The sequence below is a fragment of the Streptomyces sp. NPDC028368 genome, assembly GCF_055565615.1.
Genome location: NZ_JBVHTY010000004.1, coordinates 587,456 through 607,494 on the forward strand (window position 1 = coordinate 587,456; position 20,039 = coordinate 607,494).

General features: G+C 70.5%; 6 protein-coding genes. 4 read left to right on the forward strand and 2 right to left on the reverse strand.

What is annotated here, in order from left to right:
• Nucleotides 1-4 precede the first annotated feature (4 nt).
• The 3 genes from ACZ4S3_RS12690 (at nt 5) to ACZ4S3_RS12700 (ending at nt 17,106) form a co-directional block, all read left to right on the forward strand.
• A complete protein-coding gene (locus ACZ4S3_RS12690) occupies nt 5-5,935 on the forward strand; it encodes a type I polyketide synthase (protein WP_467931418.1) in 5,931 nt (1,976 codons plus the stop codon).
• Nucleotides 5,936-6,025: 90 nt separating this feature from the next.
• Complete coding sequence (locus ACZ4S3_RS12695; protein WP_467931422.1) at nt 6,026-6,961, forward strand: proline iminopeptidase-family hydrolase; 936 nt, start codon at nt 6,026-6,028, stop codon at nt 6,959-6,961.
• A 5-nt stretch (nt 6,962-6,966) separates the two neighbouring features.
• Nucleotides 6,967-17,106: an SDR family NAD(P)-dependent oxidoreductase gene (locus tag ACZ4S3_RS12700; protein WP_467931424.1), complete on the forward strand. Its 10,140-nt coding sequence runs from the start codon at nt 6,967-6,969 to the stop codon at nt 17,104-17,106.
• A gap of 67 nt (nt 17,107-17,173) precedes the next feature.
• Here the strand turns inward: ACZ4S3_RS12700 and ACZ4S3_RS12705 are convergent, their stop codons facing one another.
• The gene (locus ACZ4S3_RS12705; protein ID WP_467931426.1) at nt 17,174-18,682 is read right to left on the reverse strand and encodes an AMP-binding protein; all 1,509 of its coding nucleotides are present in this window, start codon (nt 18,680-18,682) and stop codon (nt 17,174-17,176) included.
• Between the two features lie 118 nt (nt 18,683-18,800).
• Here ACZ4S3_RS12705 and ACZ4S3_RS12710 point away from each other — a divergent pair, with 118 nt between their 5' ends.
• Nucleotides 18,801-19,037, forward strand: a complete 237-nt coding sequence (locus tag ACZ4S3_RS12710) for a phosphopantetheine-binding protein (protein ID WP_467931430.1) — start codon at nt 18,801-18,803, stop codon at nt 19,035-19,037.
• A gap of 16 nt (nt 19,038-19,053) precedes the next feature.
• Here ACZ4S3_RS12710 and ACZ4S3_RS12715 read toward each other — a convergent pair whose 3' ends face one another.
• Complete coding sequence (locus ACZ4S3_RS12715; protein WP_467931435.1) at nt 19,054-19,995, reverse strand: ACP S-malonyltransferase; 942 nt, start codon at nt 19,993-19,995, stop codon at nt 19,054-19,056.
• Nucleotides 19,996-20,039 lie beyond the last annotated feature (44 nt).

The following is a 20,039-nucleotide window of genomic DNA, read 5'->3' on the forward strand; positions in this document are numbered from 1 at the left end:
CACGATGGGCGACACCGACCAGAAACTCGTGACGGCGCTGCGCGTGTCGCTCAAGGAGAACGAGACCCTGCGCACGCGCAATCGGGCCTTGCAGGCTGCCTCCCGCGAACCCATTGCGATCGTGTCGATGAGTTGCCGCTATCCCAGCGCGGCCTCGCCAGAGGAGCTGTGGCGAGTGGTAGCCGACGGGGTGGACGCGGTTTCGCGGTTCCCTGCCGACCGAGGCTGGAACGAGGCGGCCCTTTACGATCCCGAGCCCGGGCAGCTCGGCAAGACCTACGCGCGCGAGGGCGGCTTCCTGCACGACGCGGCCGCGTTCGATGCGGGTTTCTTCGGGATCAGCCCGAATGAGGCGTTGATCACGGATCCTCAGCAGCGGTTGTTGCTGGAGGCGTCGTGGGAAGCGGTGGAGCGGGCGGGGATCGATCCGACGTCGCTGAGAGGGAGCGCGACCGGTGTGTTCGCCGGGGTGATGTATCACGATTACGCGTACAGCAGCAATACAGGTGCCATCGCCTCGGGCCGGATCGCGTACACGCTCGGTCTGGAGGGGCCTGCGGTGACGGTTGATACCGCCTGCTCGTCCTCATTGGTCGCCCTGCACTGGGCGATTCAGGCGTTGCGGTCCGGAGAGTGCCCCCTGGCTCTCGTCGGCGGCGTCGCAGTGATGGCAACGCCGGAGATTTTCATCGAGTTCAGCCGGCAGCGAGGGCTGGCGCCCGACGGCCGCTGTAAGTCGTATGCGGCCGCAGCCGATGGCGTCGGGTGGGGCGAGGGCGTGGGCATGCTGCTTGTCGAGCGGCTGTCGGACGCACGCCGCAACGGCCACCCCGTCCTGGCGGTGGTACGGGGGACGGCGGTCAATCAGGACGGTGCCAGCAACGGTCTGACTGCCCCCAACGGCCCGTCCCAGGAGCGTGTGATCAGGCAAGCCCTGGCCAACGCACGTCTCTCCGCCGACCAGATCGATCTGATCGAGGGACACGGCACGGGCACGAAGCTCGGCGACCCGATCGAGGCCCAGGCCCTGCTCGCCGCGTACGGTCAGAACCGTGACCGTCCGCTCTGGCTCGGCTCGGTCAAGTCAAACATCGGCCACGCCCAAGCCGCGGCGGGTGTGGCGGGCATCATCAAGGTCGTCCAGGCGATGCGGTATGGCGTCATGCCGAAGACGCTGCACGTGGACGAGCCGACGCCGCAGGTGGACTGGTCGGCGGGCGCCGTCCAGCTGCTCACCGAGCCCAGGCAGTGGCCGGAGGGGGAGGGGCATCCGCGCCGTGCCGGGGTGACGTCCTTCGGCATCAGTGGAACCAACGCTCACGTGATCATTGAGGAGGCAACGCCCGTAGCGAGGGAGGTGCCGTCGGACGTGGCCGACGCGGGGCCCTTCCAGTGGCTCCTGTCAGCCCGGAGCCCGGAGGCGCTGCGGGCCCAGGCCGAACGCCTCCATGCTCACCTCAAGGAGCGACCGGACCTGGCCCCCGCGGATGTGGGCCTGTCACTGGCAACTGGTCGCGCAGCGCTGGAACATCGTGCGGCAGTCGTGGCCGACGACCGTCCGGGGCTCCTCGGGGGCCTCACCATGCTGGCCGAAGGAACCCCGTCGCCCTCCGTCGCCATTGGCAAGAAGCGTGAAGGCAGGCTGGCGTTCTTGTTCACCGGGCAGGGGAGCCAGTGGGTGGGGATGGGCCGGGGGTTGTATGAGGACTTCCCGGTGTTCGCGGCGGTGTTCGATGAGGTGCGCGCGCTGCTGGATCCGGTGGTGCGTGCAGTGGTGTGGGAAGACGAAGGGGCCCTGGGGCGTACGGAGTTCACGCAGCCGGCGATTTTCGCTCTGGAAGTGGCCTTGTTTCGGCTGCTGGAGTCGTGGGGACTCAGGCCGGACTGTGTGGCGGGGCATTCGATCGGGGAACTCGCGGCGGCGCATGTGGCGGGGGTGTTCTCCCTGGAGGATGCGGCGCGGTTGGTTTCGGCGCGGGGCCGGTTGATGGGACAGCTGCCGTCGGGCGGGGCGATGGTGGCGATCCGGGCTGGCGAGGAAGAGGTCGCTCCTTTCCTTGACGGGCGGACGGGGATCGCAGCGGTCAACACCCCGGACTCCGTGGTCGTCTCCGGCGCCGAGGAGGCCGTGGCCGCAGTCGCTGGGCGGTTTGCCGATCGTCGGCAGTATCGGTTGGCGGCTTCGCACGCGTTCCACTCGCCGTTGATGGAGCCGATGCTCGATGCGTTCCGCCAGGTCGCGGAGGAGATCCAGTACCAGGATCCGGCTATTCGTCTGGTCAAGGACATGGCGTCGGCGGAGTACTGGGTGCGGCATGTGCGCGAGACGGTACGGTTCGCGGACGACCTCCGCCGGCTTGAGCGCGAAGGCGTCGCGCGGTTTTTGGAGATCGGGCCGGACAGCGTGCTGACAGCCATGGTCCGCGAGGTGGTGCCGGAGGCCACCGTGGCGGCCACGTTGCGCTGCGAACGCCCGGAAACAGAGGCTGTGTTCGCCGGAGTCGGGCAGCTGTGGGCCGCAGGGGTGCCGGTCGATTGGGACGCGGTCTTTGCCGGGCGTGGGGCCCGGCGAGTCGATCTGCCCACCTACGCCTTCCAACGCAAGCGGTACTGGCTCCCGGAGTCGCTGGCAGGAGAAGGCGGAAGCGCGGCGTCCCTGGGCCTCAGCCCGCTCGACCACCCCCTACTGAGTGCCGTAGCCGCTGTGCCGGGCGCGGAGGCGGTGGTGTTCACGGGACGTCTGTCGACAAACGCCCAGCCCTGGCTGGCCGACCACGAGGTGCTCGGCGCAACGCTGTTGCCCGGAACGGCATTCGTTGAACTCGCCGTGCGCGCCGGCGACCGGGTCGGCTGTCGAGTTCTTGACGAGTTGACCCTGCGGACGCCGCTATCCCTGCCGGAGGACGACGGCGTTCGGTTGCGGCTGACGGTCGGCGAAGCCGTCGACGACGTAGGCCGGCGCCCTCTCACCATCCACTCCTGCGCCGAGGACGCCGACGAGCACGGGCATTGGACCCTGCACGCGGAGGGGGTGCTGGCACCCGAGGTCGCTGCCGAGCCGGCGGCCTTCGGCCTGACGCAGTGGCCGCCCCCCGAGACAGCACGCATCGCCACTGATGACGCGTACGAGCGCCTCCGGGACCTCGGTTACGCATACGGCCCGTCGTTCCAGGGCCTCAAGGCGGCCTGGCGAGTTGGCAACGAGACCTTCGCCCAGGTAACCCTCGACGACGCGGCCGGCGCCGAGCGGTTTGTGCTGCATCCGGCGTTGTTCGACTCCGCTCTGCATGCACTGCTGCTCGGCGCCGGCGACGACGGCACGACGGCGCTGCCGTTCGCCTGGAAAGGAGTGCGGGTACATGCCTCCGGGGCAACGGCCGCGCGGGTCCGTCTCACTCCCAAGAAGGAGGGAGGAGTAGAGATCCGCGTCACCGACCTCCAGGGTCGTCCAGTCGCGTCCGTGGAATCGCTGATGTCCAGGGAGGTCTCGGCCGAGCAGTTCGCGCCGGCACATACGGGGCCCGACGACTCCCTCTTCCACGTCGCATGGGCGCCGGCTGCCGTGCCCGCCCCAGAAACGGACTGGACGATGGTCACCGACCTGAGGGAGCTCTCCGGCCGCGTGCCCGCGACGGTCGCGTTGGTGCTCCCCAGCGGCACGGGTGACGTCGCCGACGACGTCAGAACGGTCACCAAGGCAACGCTGCGGGCCCTCCAGACATGGCTTAAGGACGAGCGCTTCGCCGGCCGGAGGCTCATGGCGGTCACCCGCGGCGACGATCTCGCCCAGGCGGCTGCCTGGGGGCTGGTCCGGGCGGCCCGCGCGGAGGCCCCGGAGTGCTTCGCGCTGCTCGACACGGACGGAGACGACCCGGGAGCGCTGGCACGGGCCATCGCGTCCGGCGAGCCGGAAGTGAGGATCCGCGACGGTGAGGTCCTCGTACCCCGCCTGTCACGCATGTCACGCACCCCTGCGGCCCCGGAACGACAGACCGTCTGGGACCGGCCGGGAACCGTGCTGATCACCGGGGGAACGGGTGGGCTGGGCGCGCTCGTGGCCCGCCATCTCGTCGTCGAGCACGGCGTGCGCGACCTGCTGCTGACCAGCCGCCGTGGTAGGGAAGCGGAGGGCGCCGTCGACCTCCACCGGGAGCTGACCGAGCTCGGCGCGACCGTCGAGATCGCGGTATGCGACGTGGCGGACCGGGAAGCCCTGGAGATGCTGCTGGCGGGTCGCTCTCTCTGTGCCGTCGTGCACACGGCCGGGGTACTGGCCGACGGCACCATTTCCCACCTGACACCGCGCAGCCTCGACGAGGTGCTGCGCCCCAAGGTGGACGGGGCGCTCAACTTGCACGACATCACCCGTGACCACGACCTCCACGCGTTCGTGCTGTTCTCGTCGTCGGCGGGCGTATTCGGCGCGCCCGGCCAGGGCAACTACGCCGCCGCCAACACGTTCCTCGACGCGCTCGCCGTGCGGCGCCACGCCGAAGGACTGCCCGCCCAGTCCCTCGCGTGGGGGCTGTGGGCGGACAGCGGCGGGATGACGCGCGGCCTGAGCGAGGCCGACCTCCGCCGGATGGAGCGTCAGGGCATGCTTGCGCTGTCCTCGCGCGATGGCCTCGCACTGTTCGACGCGGCCTCCGACCGACGTGAGCCGGTGCTGGTGCCGATGGGCCTGGATGTGAGGGCGCTGCGGAGCGGGGCTGGTGGCGAACCCCCCGCCCTGCTGCGCGGCCTGGTCCCGTCCAGTCGGCGTCGCGCTGTCAGTGCCGACCCCGAGGCAATGCGGCGCGAGTTGGCGGCGATGCCCGCCGAACGGCGGGAAGCAGCACTGCGCGATCTTGTGCTGAGCCTCGCCGCCACCGTGCTCGGGCATGGCGGCCCCGAGGCTGTAGATCCCGATCGCGACTTCCTCGAATCAGGGTTCGACTCACTCGCTGCCGTGGAGCTGCGCACCGCTCTGAACGCCGCCACGGGGCTGACGCTGTCCCCGATGGCGGTGTTCGACAGCAAGACCCCGTCGCTCCTGGCCCGTTTCCTCGTGAACGAATGGACTTTGGTGTCCTCTCCCGCCGCGGATCCGAAGGCAGATGCGGACGACACAGTGATGGACCTGTTCCGGAAAGCCGTCCGGGCCGACGACTCGGCGGGTGCGATGACACTGCTGTCGGCTGTCGCCGCGCTGCGGCCCCGATTCACCTCGCGCAGTGACCTCGACCGTGGCCCGGAGGCGGTGCGTTTGACCGACGGGCCACGGTGTCCCCGGCTGATCTGCCTGGCCACACCTATGGCGGGTGGCGGGGTACAGCAGCACGCCCGACTGGCCTCCGAATTCCGGGACATCCGGCACGTGTCGGCACTGCCACTGCCCGGCTTCGCCAGTGGGGAACCGTTGCCCGATTCGGTCGAGACGCTGTCGCGGGTGCTGGGCGACGCCGTACTGACGGCAGCTGACGGCGAGCCGTTCGTGCTGCTCGGATACTCCTCGGGAGGCATTGTCGCGCACAACCTCGCCAGCCATCTGGAAGAGGCGGCCGGGGTATCGCCGGTCGGAGTGATCCTCATCGACACCTTCCGCTTCGATGACACGGCGGTGAGCGTCGGGTTCGACCACCTCATGCGAGAGGTGTTGAGAATGGAGTCGGCTTTCGGCCCCTACAACGCGACGAGGCTGTCGGCCATGCCGCACTACATGAGCGTGCTGACCGGCTTCGCCCCTGTCCGGCTGGCCGCGCCGACCCTGTTCGTCCAGGCCGCCAGGCCATTGGTCGAGCCGCCCGAGGGCATCGACCCGGCGGAGATGCGTGCCTGGCCGTGGGATCCCCAGCACACTCTGCGCACGGTGCAGGGCGACCATTTCTCGCTTGGGCAGGAGCACGCCCCGGCCACCGCCCGCATCATCGACGAGTGGCTGGAGACCCTCGCCTGAGCCGATCTCCGTCAGGGATCCCAGAGATTTCCACACCGCGCGGGGACGCGGAATTGCTGCTGATCACGAACCGAACCTAGGTGATTGAAGATGGCGCCCACGCCCACGGCCAACGGCACCGTTCCTTTCCGGGAGCACAAGACCTGGTATCGCGTCACCGGGCGGCCGGGAACGGGTCGCCCAACCCTCGTCGTCGTACACGGAGGCCCGGGGGCTACCCACGACTACCTGCTCGGTCTGGCGGCGTTCGCTGAACAGGGCTGGCTCGTGGTGCACTACGACCAGATCGGAAACGGAGGCTCCACTCACATGCCGGACGCCGATCCCGGCTTCTGGACACCTCAGCTCTTTCTCGACGAGCTCGACAACCTCCTGGAGCGGCTCGGTATCGCGGACGACTACCTGCTGTTCGGGCAGTCGTGGGGCGGGATGCTTGCCGCCCGGCACGCCTCGACCTGCCCCACCGGGCTGCGCGGCCTGATCGTCGCAAACTCGCCGGCCTCCTACAGGCTGTGGCTGGCGGAGCTGGCGGGGCTGCGCGCCCAGCTGCCGCCGGGTGTGGACGAGACACTGCGGCGTCACGAGGCCGTCGGCACCACCGACAGCGACGAATACCTTGAGGCGATGCTGGTCTTCTACGGTCGGCACTTCTGCCGCCTAGATCCGTGGCCCGCCCCGCTCATGGCCACGTACCTGGAGACCTACGCCGACCCAACGGTTTACCACGCCATGAACGGGCCCAACGAATTCCACGTCATCGGCAGTCTGCACGACTGGTCGGTGATCGAGTGCCTGCCGCGCATCAGCGTGCCCACCCTCATCATCTCCGGCCGGCATGACGAGGTCACTCCGGCCACGGTGCGGCCCTTCCAGGAACTCATTTCGGACGCCCGTTGGGAGATCTTCGAGGATTCCAGTCATGCCCCGCACCTTGAGGAGCCAGAACGCTTCTCCGCGGTGGTCGGCGCATTTCTGGAGACGGTCGGCGGGCCCTGCGCCCGGACCAAAACGGTCAGCGGAGGGTGACGACGATGGAGCCGAAGATCGAGGAGATCGTCGAGGCGCTGCGCGGCTCGCTCATCGAGAACGAGCGTCTGCGGCAGGACAACGAGCGCCTGCAGGCCGCCGCCGGATCGGCCGGTGAACCGCTCGCGATCATCGGCATGGCCTGCCGCTATCCCGGCGGAGTCGCTTCCCCCGCAGATCTGTGGGCGTTGGTGGCCGAGGGCCGGGACGCCATCGGAGCGTTCCCCGACGACCGTGGCTGGGACCTGGACGCCCTCTACGATCCGGAGCCCGGGAAGCCGGGCCGGAGCTATGTGCGCCACGGCGGGTTCCTGTACGACGCGGCGCAGTTCGATCCCGAGCTCTTCGGGATCAGCCCGCGCGAGGCCCTCACCATGGACCCTCAGCAGCGTCTCATGCTGGAGATCGCCTGGGAGGCGATGGAACGGGCCGGCCTCGATCCGATGTCGTTGCGGGGCAGCCGCACCGGAGTATTCGCCGGCGCCATGTACCACGACTACGGCATCACCAGCAGCGACGGCAGCCTGGTCTCCGGACGCGTCGCCTACACCCTCGGCTTCGAGGGCCCTGCCGTCACGGTCGACTCCGCCTGCTCGTCGTCGCTCGTGGCCCTGCACTGGGCAGCACAGGCTCTGCGCTCGGGCGGGTGCTCCTTGGCGCTGGCCGGGGGCGTCAGCGTCATGGCGACGCCGGAGACCTTCATCGAGTTCAGTGAGCAGCGCGGGCTCTCGCCGGACGGCCGCTGCCGCTCGTTCGCCGCCTCCGCCGACGGCACCGGCTGGGGTGAGGGAGCCGGTGTCCTGCTGCTGGAGAAGCTCTCGGACGCCCGCCGCAACGGTCACCCCGTGCTGGCCGTTGTGCGCGGCTCGGCGGTCAACCAGGACGGTGCCAGCAACGGCTTGACCGCGCCCAACGGACCGTCCCAGCGCCGCGTGATCACACAGGCCCTCTCCGCGGCCGGACTGACCCCCGCCGATGTGGACGCCGTGGAGGGGCACGGCACCGGCACCGTCCTCGGCGACCCGATCGAGGCGCAGGCACTGCTGGCGATCTACGGCCAGAACCGTCCCGGCGACCGCCCGCTGTGGCTGGGGTCGGTGAAGTCCAACATCGGCCACTCCCAGGCCGCCGCCGGAGTCGCGGGCGTCATCAAGATGGTCGAGGCCATCCGTCACGGCATGCTGCCGCGGACCCTGCACGTCGACGCGGCGACGCCGCAGGTTGACTGGGACGCGGGCAACGTCCGCCTGCTCACCGAGGCACGTCCCTGGCCTGGGACGGGCGGTCCGCGCCGCGCCGCCGTGTCCTCGTTCGGCGTCAGCGGCACCAACACGCACGTGATCATCGAGCAGGCGGACGGCGACCGGCCAGACCCCGCGCCCGCCGCAGCCCGCCCGCTCCCGGGCGCGACCGTGCCGCTGCCCCTGTCCGCCCGGACCGCGACCGCCCTCCGTGCCCAAGCCCGGCAACTGTCCGACCACCTGCGGGCCACGCCCGGCCTGGATCCCGTGGACATGGGGTTCTCCCTCGCCACCGGCCGCGCCGCGCTTGCCCGCCGCGCCGTCGTCATCGGTGGCGACCGCGAGGAACTCCTCAGTGGGCTCGATGCGTTGGCGGACAACCCGGACGCCGGGCGAGTCGCACGTACGACCGAGCTGACGGCCTTCCTGTTCATGGGGCAGGGGAGCCAGCGCCTGGGGATGGGCCGGCGGCTCCACGCGACGTATCCGGCCTTCCGGACGGCGTTCGACGAGGTGTGCGCGGCGCTTGATCCGGCGGTGCGCGAGGTGATGTGGGGCGAAGACGCGGAGGCGCTGGGCCGTACGGAGTTCACGCAACCGGCGGTCTTCGCCCTGGAGGTCGCGCTGTTCCGGCTTCTGGAGTCATGGGGGATCACGCCGGACTTCGTGGCAGGGCACTCGATCGGTGAGGTGGCCGCCGCGCATGTCGCCGGGGTGTTCTCGCTGCCCGACGCGGCGTTGCTGATCACCGCGCGGGCGCGGCTGATGCAGGCGCTGCCACCGGGCGGGGCGATGGTGGCGCTCCAGGCCACCGAGGACGAGGTCGCCCCGTACCTGGAGGAGCACGCGAGGCAGGTGGGGCTCGCGGCGGTCAACGCCCCCAACTCCGTGGTCATCTCCGGCACCGAGGAGGCAACGGCGGCGGTCGTCGGGCGGTTTACCGGGCGGCGGCAGAGCCGGCTGACCGTCTCGCACGCGTTCCACTCACCGCTGATGGAGCCGATGCTGGAGGAGTTCGCAGGGGTCGCCGAGCGGGTCACCTATGCGGAACCGCGGATCGCGATGATGACCGGCGGTGAGGTGACCTCGTCAGATTTCTGGGTGCGGCAGGTACGCGGCACGGTCCGGTTCGCCGATGCGGTGGGCGGGCTGGAGGCCGAGGGCGTGACCCGGTACCTGGAGCTGGGACCGGACGGGGCCCTCGCGGCGATGGCCCAGGAGTGTCTGACCACCACCGCCGGGTCAGCCGTGGCCGTTCCGGCTCTGCGCCGCGATCGCGAGGAGCCGGACGCGTTGCTCGCCGCTGTCGGCCGACTCCACGCCGCGGGCGTGCCCGTCGACTGGACGGGCGTGTTCGGCGGGCACGGGCGGCGGGTCGACCTGCCCACGTACCCGTTCCAACGCCGACGCTACTGGCTCGACAAGAGCGCCTCCGGCGGCGACGTCGCTTCCGCCGGCCTCAGCCGGCCCGACCATCCGATGCTCGGCGCGATAGTGCAACTACCCGGTTCTGACGGCGTGGTGTTCACCGGGCGGCTGTCCACCGGGGCCCATCCCTGGCTGTCCGAACACACCGTGCTCGGCTCCGTCCTGCTGCCCGGCACCGTGTACGTGGAACTGGCCGTACACGCGGCGGAGCAGGTCGGCTGCGGCCGTGTCGAGGAGCTCACCCTCGGAGTGCCCCTGATTCTTCCCGAGCACGGAGGCGTTCACGTCCAGGTTGCCGTCGGCGCACCCGACGGGTCGGGCCGACGGCCGGTGACCGTGTACTCCCGGGCCGACGACGCCTCGCTCGACCGCGCATGGATCGAGCACGCCGAAGGCATCCTGGCCCCCGAAGCCGGGAAGCCGTCCGGTGACCTCACGGCCTGGCCACTGCCAGACGCCGAGACCCTGCGGACCGAAGGACTCTACGAGCGGCTGGAATACGGACCGACGTTCCGCGGGCTACGCGCGGCCTGGCGACGCGGCGACGACGTGTGCGCCGAGCTCGTGCTCCCGGACGGCGTCGATGCCGGACGCTTCGGCCTCCACCCCGCGCTGCTCGACTCGGCGTTGCACGCCCTCGACCTGGCGGGCCCGAAGGCGACCGTTCTGCCGTTCCTCTGGTCGGACGTCACCCTGCACGCCGAGGGCGCCACGGCCGTGCGGGCCCACCTGCGGATGCGGAGCGACGGGACGGTGTCGCTGGAGCTCGCCGATTCTGAGGGGCGGCCCGTCGTCTCGGTCGGTTCGCTGACGCTGCGCCCCGTCACCGCGGACGGCCTCGCGCAGGCCGCAGCCCGTACGGCGGACTCCCTCTTCCGCGTGGAGTGGGTGCCGGCCCGCGGCGAACGGCCGTCGGACGAAGGTGCCGAGGTGACCGTCCTCCACTGCCCCCCGACCACCGGCGATATCCCGTCCGCGGTGCGCGCGGTAACCAGCGGTGTACTGGAGGCCGTCCAGGCCGCCCTGCACGACACCACCCCCCTCATCGTCGTCACGAACGGCGCCACCGATGGCTCCGACCTCGGTCACGCCGCCGTCCGGGGACTGGTACGCGCCGCCGAGAGCGAGAACCCCGGCAGCTTCGTCCTGGTCGACACCGACGCGCCAGTCGAGCCCCGCCACATCCTGGGGTACGGCGAGCCCGAACTGCGCATCCTCCGTGGCGAGGTGTGTGTGCCGAGGCTGGCCCGGGCTGCCCTCGGCTCCGATGCGCCCGCCTGGGACACCGAGCGCACCGTCCTGATCACGGGTGGCACCGGCGCCCTCGGCAGCGCCGTCGCCCGTCATCTCGTCACCCGGCACGGCGTGCGGCGACTGCTGCTGACCAGCCGCCGGGGCGCGCAAGCGCCGGGTGCGGCGGAGCTGGTGGCGGAGCTGACCGGCCTGGGAGCCGAGGTCGAGGTGGTGGGGTGCGACGGTGCGGACCGGGAGTCGGTGGCCGCGATCCTCGAAGGCCGGACGCTCGGCGGTGTCGTGCACGCGGCGGGCGTGTTGCATGACGGGGTGATCGCATCGCTGACGCCCGAGCACATCGAGCGGGTACTGCGCCCGAAGACGGACGCGGCATGGCATCTCCACGAACTCACCCGTGACATGGAACTGACTGCTTTCGTGCTCTTCTCCTCCGTCGCCGGTGTCATCGGCGCCCCCGGACAGGGCAACTACGCGGCAGCCAACGCCTCCCTCGACGCCCTCGCCCGGCACCGGCACGCGAACGGGCTTCCCGCGCTGGCGTTGGCCTGGGGACCATGGGCCGGAGCAGGTATGGCAGACGGCCTCGCCCAGGACGGCATGCGCACCCTGGCACCGGAGGAGGCCCTCGCCCTGCTTGACGCCGCCGTCGGCGTTCGGGAGCCCGCGCTCGTGCCCGCCCGGTTCGACCAGGCCGCCTTCGACACGCCACCGCCGATCCTGCGCGACCTGCTACGCGGTCGGACGCGCCGCGCCCTCGGCCCCGCCGCGCCGGCAATCGGAGCCCTGCGACAGCGACTGGCCCCTCTCGCCGACGACGAACGCACTGCGGAACTCCTCGCCCTCGTCCGCTCCCAGGCCGCCGTCGTCCTCGGCCATTCCGGAACCGAGGCCGTCGACCCCCACCTGGCCTTCCGCGACCTGGGATTCGACTCCCTCACTGCGATCGAACTGCGCAACCGTCTGAGCGCCGGCAGCGGCCTTCGCCTGCCCGCCACCCTCCTCTTCGACCATCCGACCCCCGACGATCTGGCGCGGCACCTTCGCGACGAACTGTCCGGAACCGCAGAGGAGTTCACGGCCGCATCAGCCACGACCCGGACCGACGATGAGCCGCTCGCGATCGTCGCGATGGCATGCCGCTATCCGGGCGGCGTGGATTCGCCCGAGGGGTTGTGGCGGCTGGTCGACGAGGGCGTGGACGCCGTCTCCGCATTCCCCGCGGATCGCGGCTGGGACGTGGATGGCATCTACGATCCCGAGCCCGGAAGCCCCGGGAAGACCTACGTGCGCGAGGGCGCGTTCCTGCGTGACGCGGCGGCATTCGACGCGGACTTCTTCGGGATCAGCCCGCGTGAAGCCCGCGATATGGACCCGCAACAGCGTTTGTTGCTGGAGGTGTCGTGGGAGGTGCTGGAGCGTGCGGGGATCGACTCGACGACGCTGAAGGGCAGCCCGACGGGCGTGTTCGCCGGGGTCATGTACCACGATTACGCGGGCGGCGGCAGCGGAGGCAGTCTCGTCTCGGGCCGCGTCTCCTACACTCTCGGCCTCGAAGGCCCCGCGGTCACGGTGGACACCGCCTGCTCCTCGTCGCTGGTGGGCCTGCACCTGGCCGGCCAGGCGCTGCGGTCGGGCGAGTGCTCACTCGCACTCGTCGGCGGCGTCACTGTCATGAGCACACCGCAGACGTTCATCGACTTCAGCGAGCAGCGCGGCCTGTCGCGGGACGGCCGCTGCAAGTCCTTCTCGGACTCCACCGACGGCACCGGCTGGGGCGAGGGCGCGGGCGTGCTGCTGGTCGAGCGGTTGTCGGACGCGCGGCGCAACGGTCATCCGGTGCTGGCGGTGGTACGCGGCACGGCGACCAATCAGGATGGCGCCAGCAACGGTCTGACCGCTCCGAACGGGCCGTCCCAGCAGCGCGTGATCCGGCAGGCACTGGCGAACGCCGGTCTGTCGGCTGCGGACGTGGATGTGGTGGAGGCACACGGCACCGGCACCACGCTGGGCGACCCCATCGAGGCGCAGGCGCTGCTGGCGACCTACGGCCAGGGGCGTCCCGACGGCAGGCCACTGTGGCTGGGATCGATCAAGTCCAACATCGGGCATACACAGGCGGCTGCGGGAGTGGCGGGCGTCATCAAGATGGTGCAGGCGATGCGGTGGGAGAGGTTGCCCAGGACGCTGCACGCGGATCGGCCCACGCCGCAGGTGGACTGGGAGGCAGGAGGCGTCCGGCTGCTGACCGAGGCGCAACCGTGGCCACGCAACGGCCGCCCGCGTCGCGCAGGCGTCTCGTCGTTCGGGATCAGCGGGACGAACGCCCACGTGATCGTCGAAGAGGCGCCACGGGTCCGGGAAGCGGCCGTGGTTCGGCGGGAGTTGCCGGTGGCGCCGCTGGCGGTCTCCACCAGGTCATCGGAGGCGCTGGAGGCACAGCTGGAGCGGGTCGCCTCGGTAGGTGCGGACGCGATGGATGTGGCCTTCTCCGCGGCAACTGGACGTGCGGCGCTGGAGTACCGGGCAGTGCGAATCGGTGTACGGACGGTGCGGGGTACGGCCGTCACGGGCGAGGGCAAGCTGGCGTTCTTGTTCACGGGGCAGGGAAGCCAGCGTGCAGGAATGGGGCGGGAGCTCTACGAGACCTTCCCGGTGTTCGCCGCGGCGTTCGACGAGGTGTGCGCCGCCCTCGACCCGGCGGTACGCGAGGTCGTCTGGAGCGACGAGGAGGCCTTGGGGCGGACGGAGTTCACACAACCAGCGGTCTTCGCGCTGGAAGTGGCCTTGTTCCGGCTGGTGGAGTCGTGGGGCGCACGGCCGGACTTCGTGGCGGGGCACTCGATCGGTGAGGTGGCGGCGGCGCATGTGGCGGGGGTGTTCGGGCTGGCGGATGCGGCGAGGCTCATCACGGCGCGTGGGCGATTGATGCAGGAGCTGCCACCAGGTGGGGCCATGATGGCACTGGAGACGACGGAAGCGGAGGTCGCTCCGCTTCTGGACGAGCGGGTGGGACTCGCGGCGGTCAACGGTCCGTCCTCGGTGGTCGTGTCGGGTGCCGAAGAGGCAGTCACCGGGCTCGCCGGGCGGTTCGGTGAACGCAGGCAGAGCCGACTGCGGGTCTCGCACGCGTTCCATTCGCCGCTGATGGACCCGATGCTGGACGCCTTCCGGAAGGTCGCCGAGGAGCTCTCGTACCAGGAGCCGGTGATCCGGATGGCCAAGGACGTCAAGGGCGAGGTGGCGTCGGCGGAGTACTGGGTACGGCATGCGCGTGAGGCGGTGCGGTTCGCCGACGAGGTGCGGTGGCTCCAGGGGAAGGGCGTCACCCGGTTCCTGGAGATCGGGCCGGACATGGTGCTGACGTCCATGGTGCCGGGGATCGTTGGGGAGGATGCGACGGTGGCGGCGACGTTACGCCGTGACCGTCCGGAGACCGAGTCCCTGTTCACGGGGATCGGCCAGCTGTGGGCCGAGGGCGTACGGGTCGACTGGAACGCGGTCTTCGAGGGGCGCGGAGCTCGGCGCGTCGACCTGCCCACCTACCCCTTTCAGCACGAGCGGTACTGGACCGCGTCGACGCGGGGCCAGCAGGCTTCGGAGCACCCGCTGCTGGGGGCGAAGGTGACGCTCCCGGACACCGGCGGGGCCGTCTTCACCGGGCGGCTCTCCCTCGACGCCCAGCCCTGGCTCGCCGACCACGGTGTGCTGGACACACTTCTTCTGCCCGGTACCGGCATGGTCGAGCTCGCGCTCCAGGCGGCCCGGGAGATGGAGTGCACGGCCATCGACGAGCTGACGCTCGAAGCGCCGCTCGCCCTAACTGAGACGGGCGGGGTCGCGGTCCGGGTCGTGCTCGGCGGCCCCGACGGCGCCGGTGCGCGCACCATCGAGATCTACTCGTCCGCCGACGAGGACATCTGGATCCGCCATGCGACCGGCGGCATCGTGCCGTACGCCGCGCCGCCCACGTCCGACCTGGCCACCTGGCCGCCGAGCGGCGCGACGCCGCTGCCCATGGACGGCGCCTACGAGCGGCTGCTCGCCCGCGGGTACGACTACGGTCCGACGTTCCAGGGACTCAAGGCTGCCTGGCGGCGGGGCGACGAGGTGTTCGCCGAGGTCGCGCTTCCGGAGGGGGCGGACGCCACCCGGTTCGGCATGCATCCGGCGCTGCTGGACGCGGCGATGCACGCCGGGCTGATCGAAGACGACGACACCGAGGCGCCCCACTTGCCGTTCTCGTGGAACGGTGTCTCGCTCCACACCGCCGGCGCCTCCGCGCTCCGCGTCCGGTTGTCGCGCCGGGGCCCCGACGGCGATGGGGGAGTACTGGTCGCCGACGACACCGGAGCGCCTGTCCTCTCCGTCGAGAACCTGGCCACCAGGCCCGTATCGGCCGGGCAGCTCCGCGCAGGCGGCGGTCACCGCGAGTCGCTGTTCACCCTCACCTGGACCAAGTCTCCTGCCGGGCCCGCCCGGGAGGCTCCCGCAGAGGTGTACGAGGTTCCGTGCGCGTCCGGTGAGACCCCCGAAGCCGTACGCGCGGTTGCCGAAGCGGTGCTGGCCCGCATCCAGGAGTGGCTTGACGGCGAGGGCGGGGCCCGGGAGAAGCTGGCTGTCGTCACCCGGCGTGCGGTCTCCGTTGAAGGGGAGGACATCGAGCTGAGCCAGGCACCCGTGTGGGGCCTGATCCGGGCGGCCGAGGCGGAGAACCCGGGGCGGTTCGTGCTGGTCGACCTCGGTGGCGAGGGCGATGACGGAGCCGCCCTGCCACCGCTCGTCGATGAGCCGGAGATCGCGGTCCGGGACGGGGAGCTGCTCGTCCCGAGGCTCGCCGGTGTTCCCGGTGCGTCGGTGGACGGGGCGCACTCCCCCTGGAAGCCGACGTCGACGGTACTGATCACCGGTGGGACCAGCGGCCTGGGTGCCCTGGTCGCCCGGCACTTGGTGACGGCCCACGGCGTCCGGCGCCTCGTCCTGACCAGCCGCCGGGGCGAGCGTGCCCCGGGGGCGGCAGAGCTGCTCGCCGAACTGTCGGCCCGCGGTGCGCGCGTCGAGATCGAGGCGTGCGATGTGGCCGACCGTGCCGTGCTGGCCGGGGTGCTGGACCGCCATCCGGTCGACGCGGTGGTGCACGCCGCCGGTGTCGTCGACAACGGACTGGTCCGAGGGCTGACGCCGGAGCGCATGGCGGCGGTTCTGCGGCCCAAGGTGGATGGGGCCTGGAATCTGCACGAGTTGACCACCGACCGCGAGTTGTCGGCGTTCGTGCTCTTCTCCTCGGTCGGCGGCCTCGTGCTGGCCGCGGGCCAAGGCAACTATGCCGCGGCGAACGTGTTCCTGGACGCGCTCGCCCGGCACCGGCACCACACCGGTCTGACGGCGACCTCCTTGGCGTTCGGGTTGTGGGACGCCGACACCGGGCTCGGCGGTCTGGGCGCGGGGGATCTGGAACGCATCCGGAGCAGGGGCCTGTCCGTCCTGTCGCCGAAGGAGGGACTGGCGCTCCTGGACGACGCGTTGCGCACGCAGGAGCCGGCACTGGCGCCGTTCGTTCTGGAACCGGCCGCCTTGCGGGCGCACGCCCCCGACGACATTCCGGTACTGCTGAGGGGTCTGGTGCGCTCTCCGCGCCACCGCGCCGGGGACTCGGGTGCCGCGGGCGGCCGGGACGACGGCGCAGCACTGCGGCGGCGGCTTGCAGCGCTGCCGGACCCCACCGAACGCGACCGGTTCCTGCTGGATTTGGTGCGCAGGCATGCCGCGGCGGTGCTCGGCCATGGCAGCGCCGACGCCGTCCGGCCCGACCGGCCGTTCAAGGACCTCGGGTTCGATTCGCTCACCGCCCTGGAGCTGCGCAGCGGCCTGTGCGCGGCCACCGGATTGAAGCTGCCCGGCACCATAGTGTTCGACCATCCGACGCCCGCCGCCATCCGCGACGAGCTGCGCGAGCGGTTGACCGCTGGTCACCAGGAGGCGGTCGCGCCGCCGCTGGAGGCGGAACTGGACCATTTGGAGAGGGTGCTGGCATCGGCGAAACCGGACGAGGGGGCATACAGCCGTATCGTCGAACGACTGCGCGCCCTGACGACCGGCTGGATCGCGACCCACGCACCGGACAGGACCACGGAGACCGCCCTGGACTCCCTTTCGGCTGAGGAACTGTTCGATGTTCTCGACGACGAATTGGAGATGCGCTCCGCGGACGAGGCCCAGAGCTGACGGACCTTGGCGGAACGTCTGCCGAGGCATTGCGGACGGCCCTGGCAGGCGGGCAGGGCCATTCGCGTCAGTGCGGGCTGTCCGGCACCGAGGCCGCCTCGCGTGCCAGCCGTCCGCGGTCGACCTTGTGATTGGAGTTGAGCGGGAACTCCGCCACGTGCCGTAAGGTCTTGGGCACCATGGCGTCGGGCAGATGGGTGGACAACTCGCGCCGCAACGCCACCGCGGGAATCCGGTCGCCGGTGTAGTACAGGACGAGCTCCAACCCGCCATCCTGAGCCGAGCGGGTCACGGTGGCCGCGTCCTGTACGCCGGCGCACTGTCGTACCGCGTGGTCCACCTCGGCCAGTTCGACCCGGAAGCCTTGAACCTGTACCTGACCGTCCAGGCGGCCCAGATAGGCCAACTCGCCGTCCGGCAGGCGCCGCACCCGGTCTCCTGTCCGGTACCAGCGGCGGCCGTCGCGCTCCAGGAAGCGACCCTCGCCATCCCCGACGTCCAGGTAGGCCGGCGTCATCTGTGGCCCGGTGATGCAGAGCTCGCCTTCCACCGCCGACTCGGAATCCCCGTCGAGGAGCAGATGGTCGTGGCCGGGGTGCACCGGGCCGATCGGGACGACGCCATTGACGGCCTGCCGGGCAGAGGCCTCCGGCGACCAGCGGTGCCCGGTGATCGTGACGGTCAGTTCGGTCGGGCCGTAAAGGTTCTCGACCCGCGAGTGGGGCGCGGCGGCCTGCCAGGCGGCGGCGTCCTCGCACAGCAGAGCCTCGCCCGCGAAGAAACTCCACCGCAACGTGGGCATCGCCCCGGGTGTCAGCCCGCCCATCCGCCGGGCGAACGAGATTCCGCTGGGCGTGGAGAACCACACCGTCATCCGCCGCTCGGCGATGAACGCGGGCAGGTCCACATGCGCCACGACGGGGACGGCGTGGACAGATGCCCCACGGCCCCATGCGCAGAACAGTTCGAACATGGCGCAGTCGAAGTGGAGACCGACGTTCTGGGAGAACACGTCGTCCGGACCGAAGTTGTAGCGCTGGTCCAGCACCCCGAAATAGTGCTCGTTGGCCCCGTGGGTGATCGGTACACCCTTGGGTCGGCCGGTGGAGCCTGATGTGAACAGGATGTACGCGATATCGGACGGCCGGACCGTTCTCGGCTCGTCCAGCGCCGTCCCCGCCTCCTCCAGGACGGGCAGGCCCAGTTCGGTCTCAGCGAGCGAGGCCCGGCCGGCCGAGTCGGCAATGACCGTTGCGACCCTCGCCGCAGTGAGCATGTGACGCGTGCGCTCGGTCGGGTACCGGGGATTGAGCGGCACGACCGCCGCGCCGGCGTACAGCGCCGCCAGGATCCCCACGTACGCGGTGAGGCCCTTCTCCGCCAGCACGGCGACCGAGTGCGTGCCCTGCGGAGCCCTGGCCGACAGTGCCGCCGCGCGGCGCAATGCGAGCTCGTGCATGGCCTCGTACGTCAGGCTTTCGGAACCCACGCGGACAGCGGTGCGACCGGGCGAGAGCGCCAGGCCGCGCAGGAACCGTTCATGCAGACCGTGGCGCGGGACGGATGTCTCGGTCATCGTCTTTCCTCCGAAGAGAAAAAGGGGTGGATAGGGGTGCCGTATCGGGAGAGGCAAGGTCAGGGTTAACCGTGACGTCGACTATCCAGTGGATACCGGGACAAGCACGGGAGTTCGTATGTGGGACGAGCCATTCGAGCAACTGCTCCGTAAGCATCTTTCTCTGCTGGAACCGGAGGATGGTCTCACCTCCGAGCTGAGCCTGCGCGACCTCGGCCTCGATTCTATGGGCATGGTCGTGCTGCTGGCCGCGCTGGAGAAAAAGTTCGGTGTCCGTTTTACCGACAACGCTCTGAACGCCGAGAATTTCGCCACCCCCGCCACCCTTTGGGAAACGGTGACGGCCATGCGCTGAGACGGGGGCCTGCGGCCTATGCGATCGTGCTGCGACGACGCGGTCGCATAGCCGAGCCGGGCTGCACCGGTACGACCTCGAATGCCTCGGTCAGGACTGCCACTCGTCCCCACAACCCGTCCTGTCCGGTGACGTGTACCCGCTCCACGCCCAGCCCTTTGAGCGTGCCGGCGACGGCCGGCCACCGCACCGTCCGGGTCACCGCGTCCAGGAGCAGCGTGCGCACTCCTGGCGCCGTTTCCACCAGCGACCCGTCGTGGTCGGAGACGAGGGGGATCCGAGGATCGGAGAACCGCAGATCCCCGACCACGTCCGCCTCGATCTCGTCACGGAGCGTGCGGAACACCGCCGAGTGCAGAGGAGGCCGCATCACGTACAGCGGCAGTCCGCCCGCCGCTCGGAGCCGCTCCTGTAGCCACCCCAGAACACCCTCCCGCACCGTCAGCATGTGGAAGTCGTGGTCGACATGACAGGCCACGTCGTTCCACTCGCCGCGTGCGTCCAGCTCGGCCCGGATTTCGGCGAGCCGGTCGAGCCCGATGCGGGCGAACGACTGAGCGACGAGGTCACGGTGCTCGCGAGCGAAGTAGGCGTGCACGCGGCGGCCCCACTCGGCGGTCATCGCAATGGCCTCGGCGAACGACAGCGCCCCGGCCTGCACTGCTGCCGCCGTTCCGCCGAAGCTCGCACCGGCGTATGCGACTGGTTCCACGCCCTCTTCCAGCACGGTCCATTCGGCGAGAGCCAGCGAGTTGACCAGGAACGCGATCCGGGCAGGCTCCGGGAAAGCGCCTTCGTCGCCGCGTACCTCGGCCTCCCGGTAGCGGTCGACCAACGAATACCCGAGCGTCCGGTCCGCTTCCGCGACGAGTCGACGCGCCACCGGATGGCCCACCATGAACCGTGCCGAGTCGGTGAATCGCGTCGGGCCGATTCCAGGAAAGACGATCGCCGGCATGTGTTACTTCTCCCTTTGGTAATCCTCGCGTACATTCCGGAAGT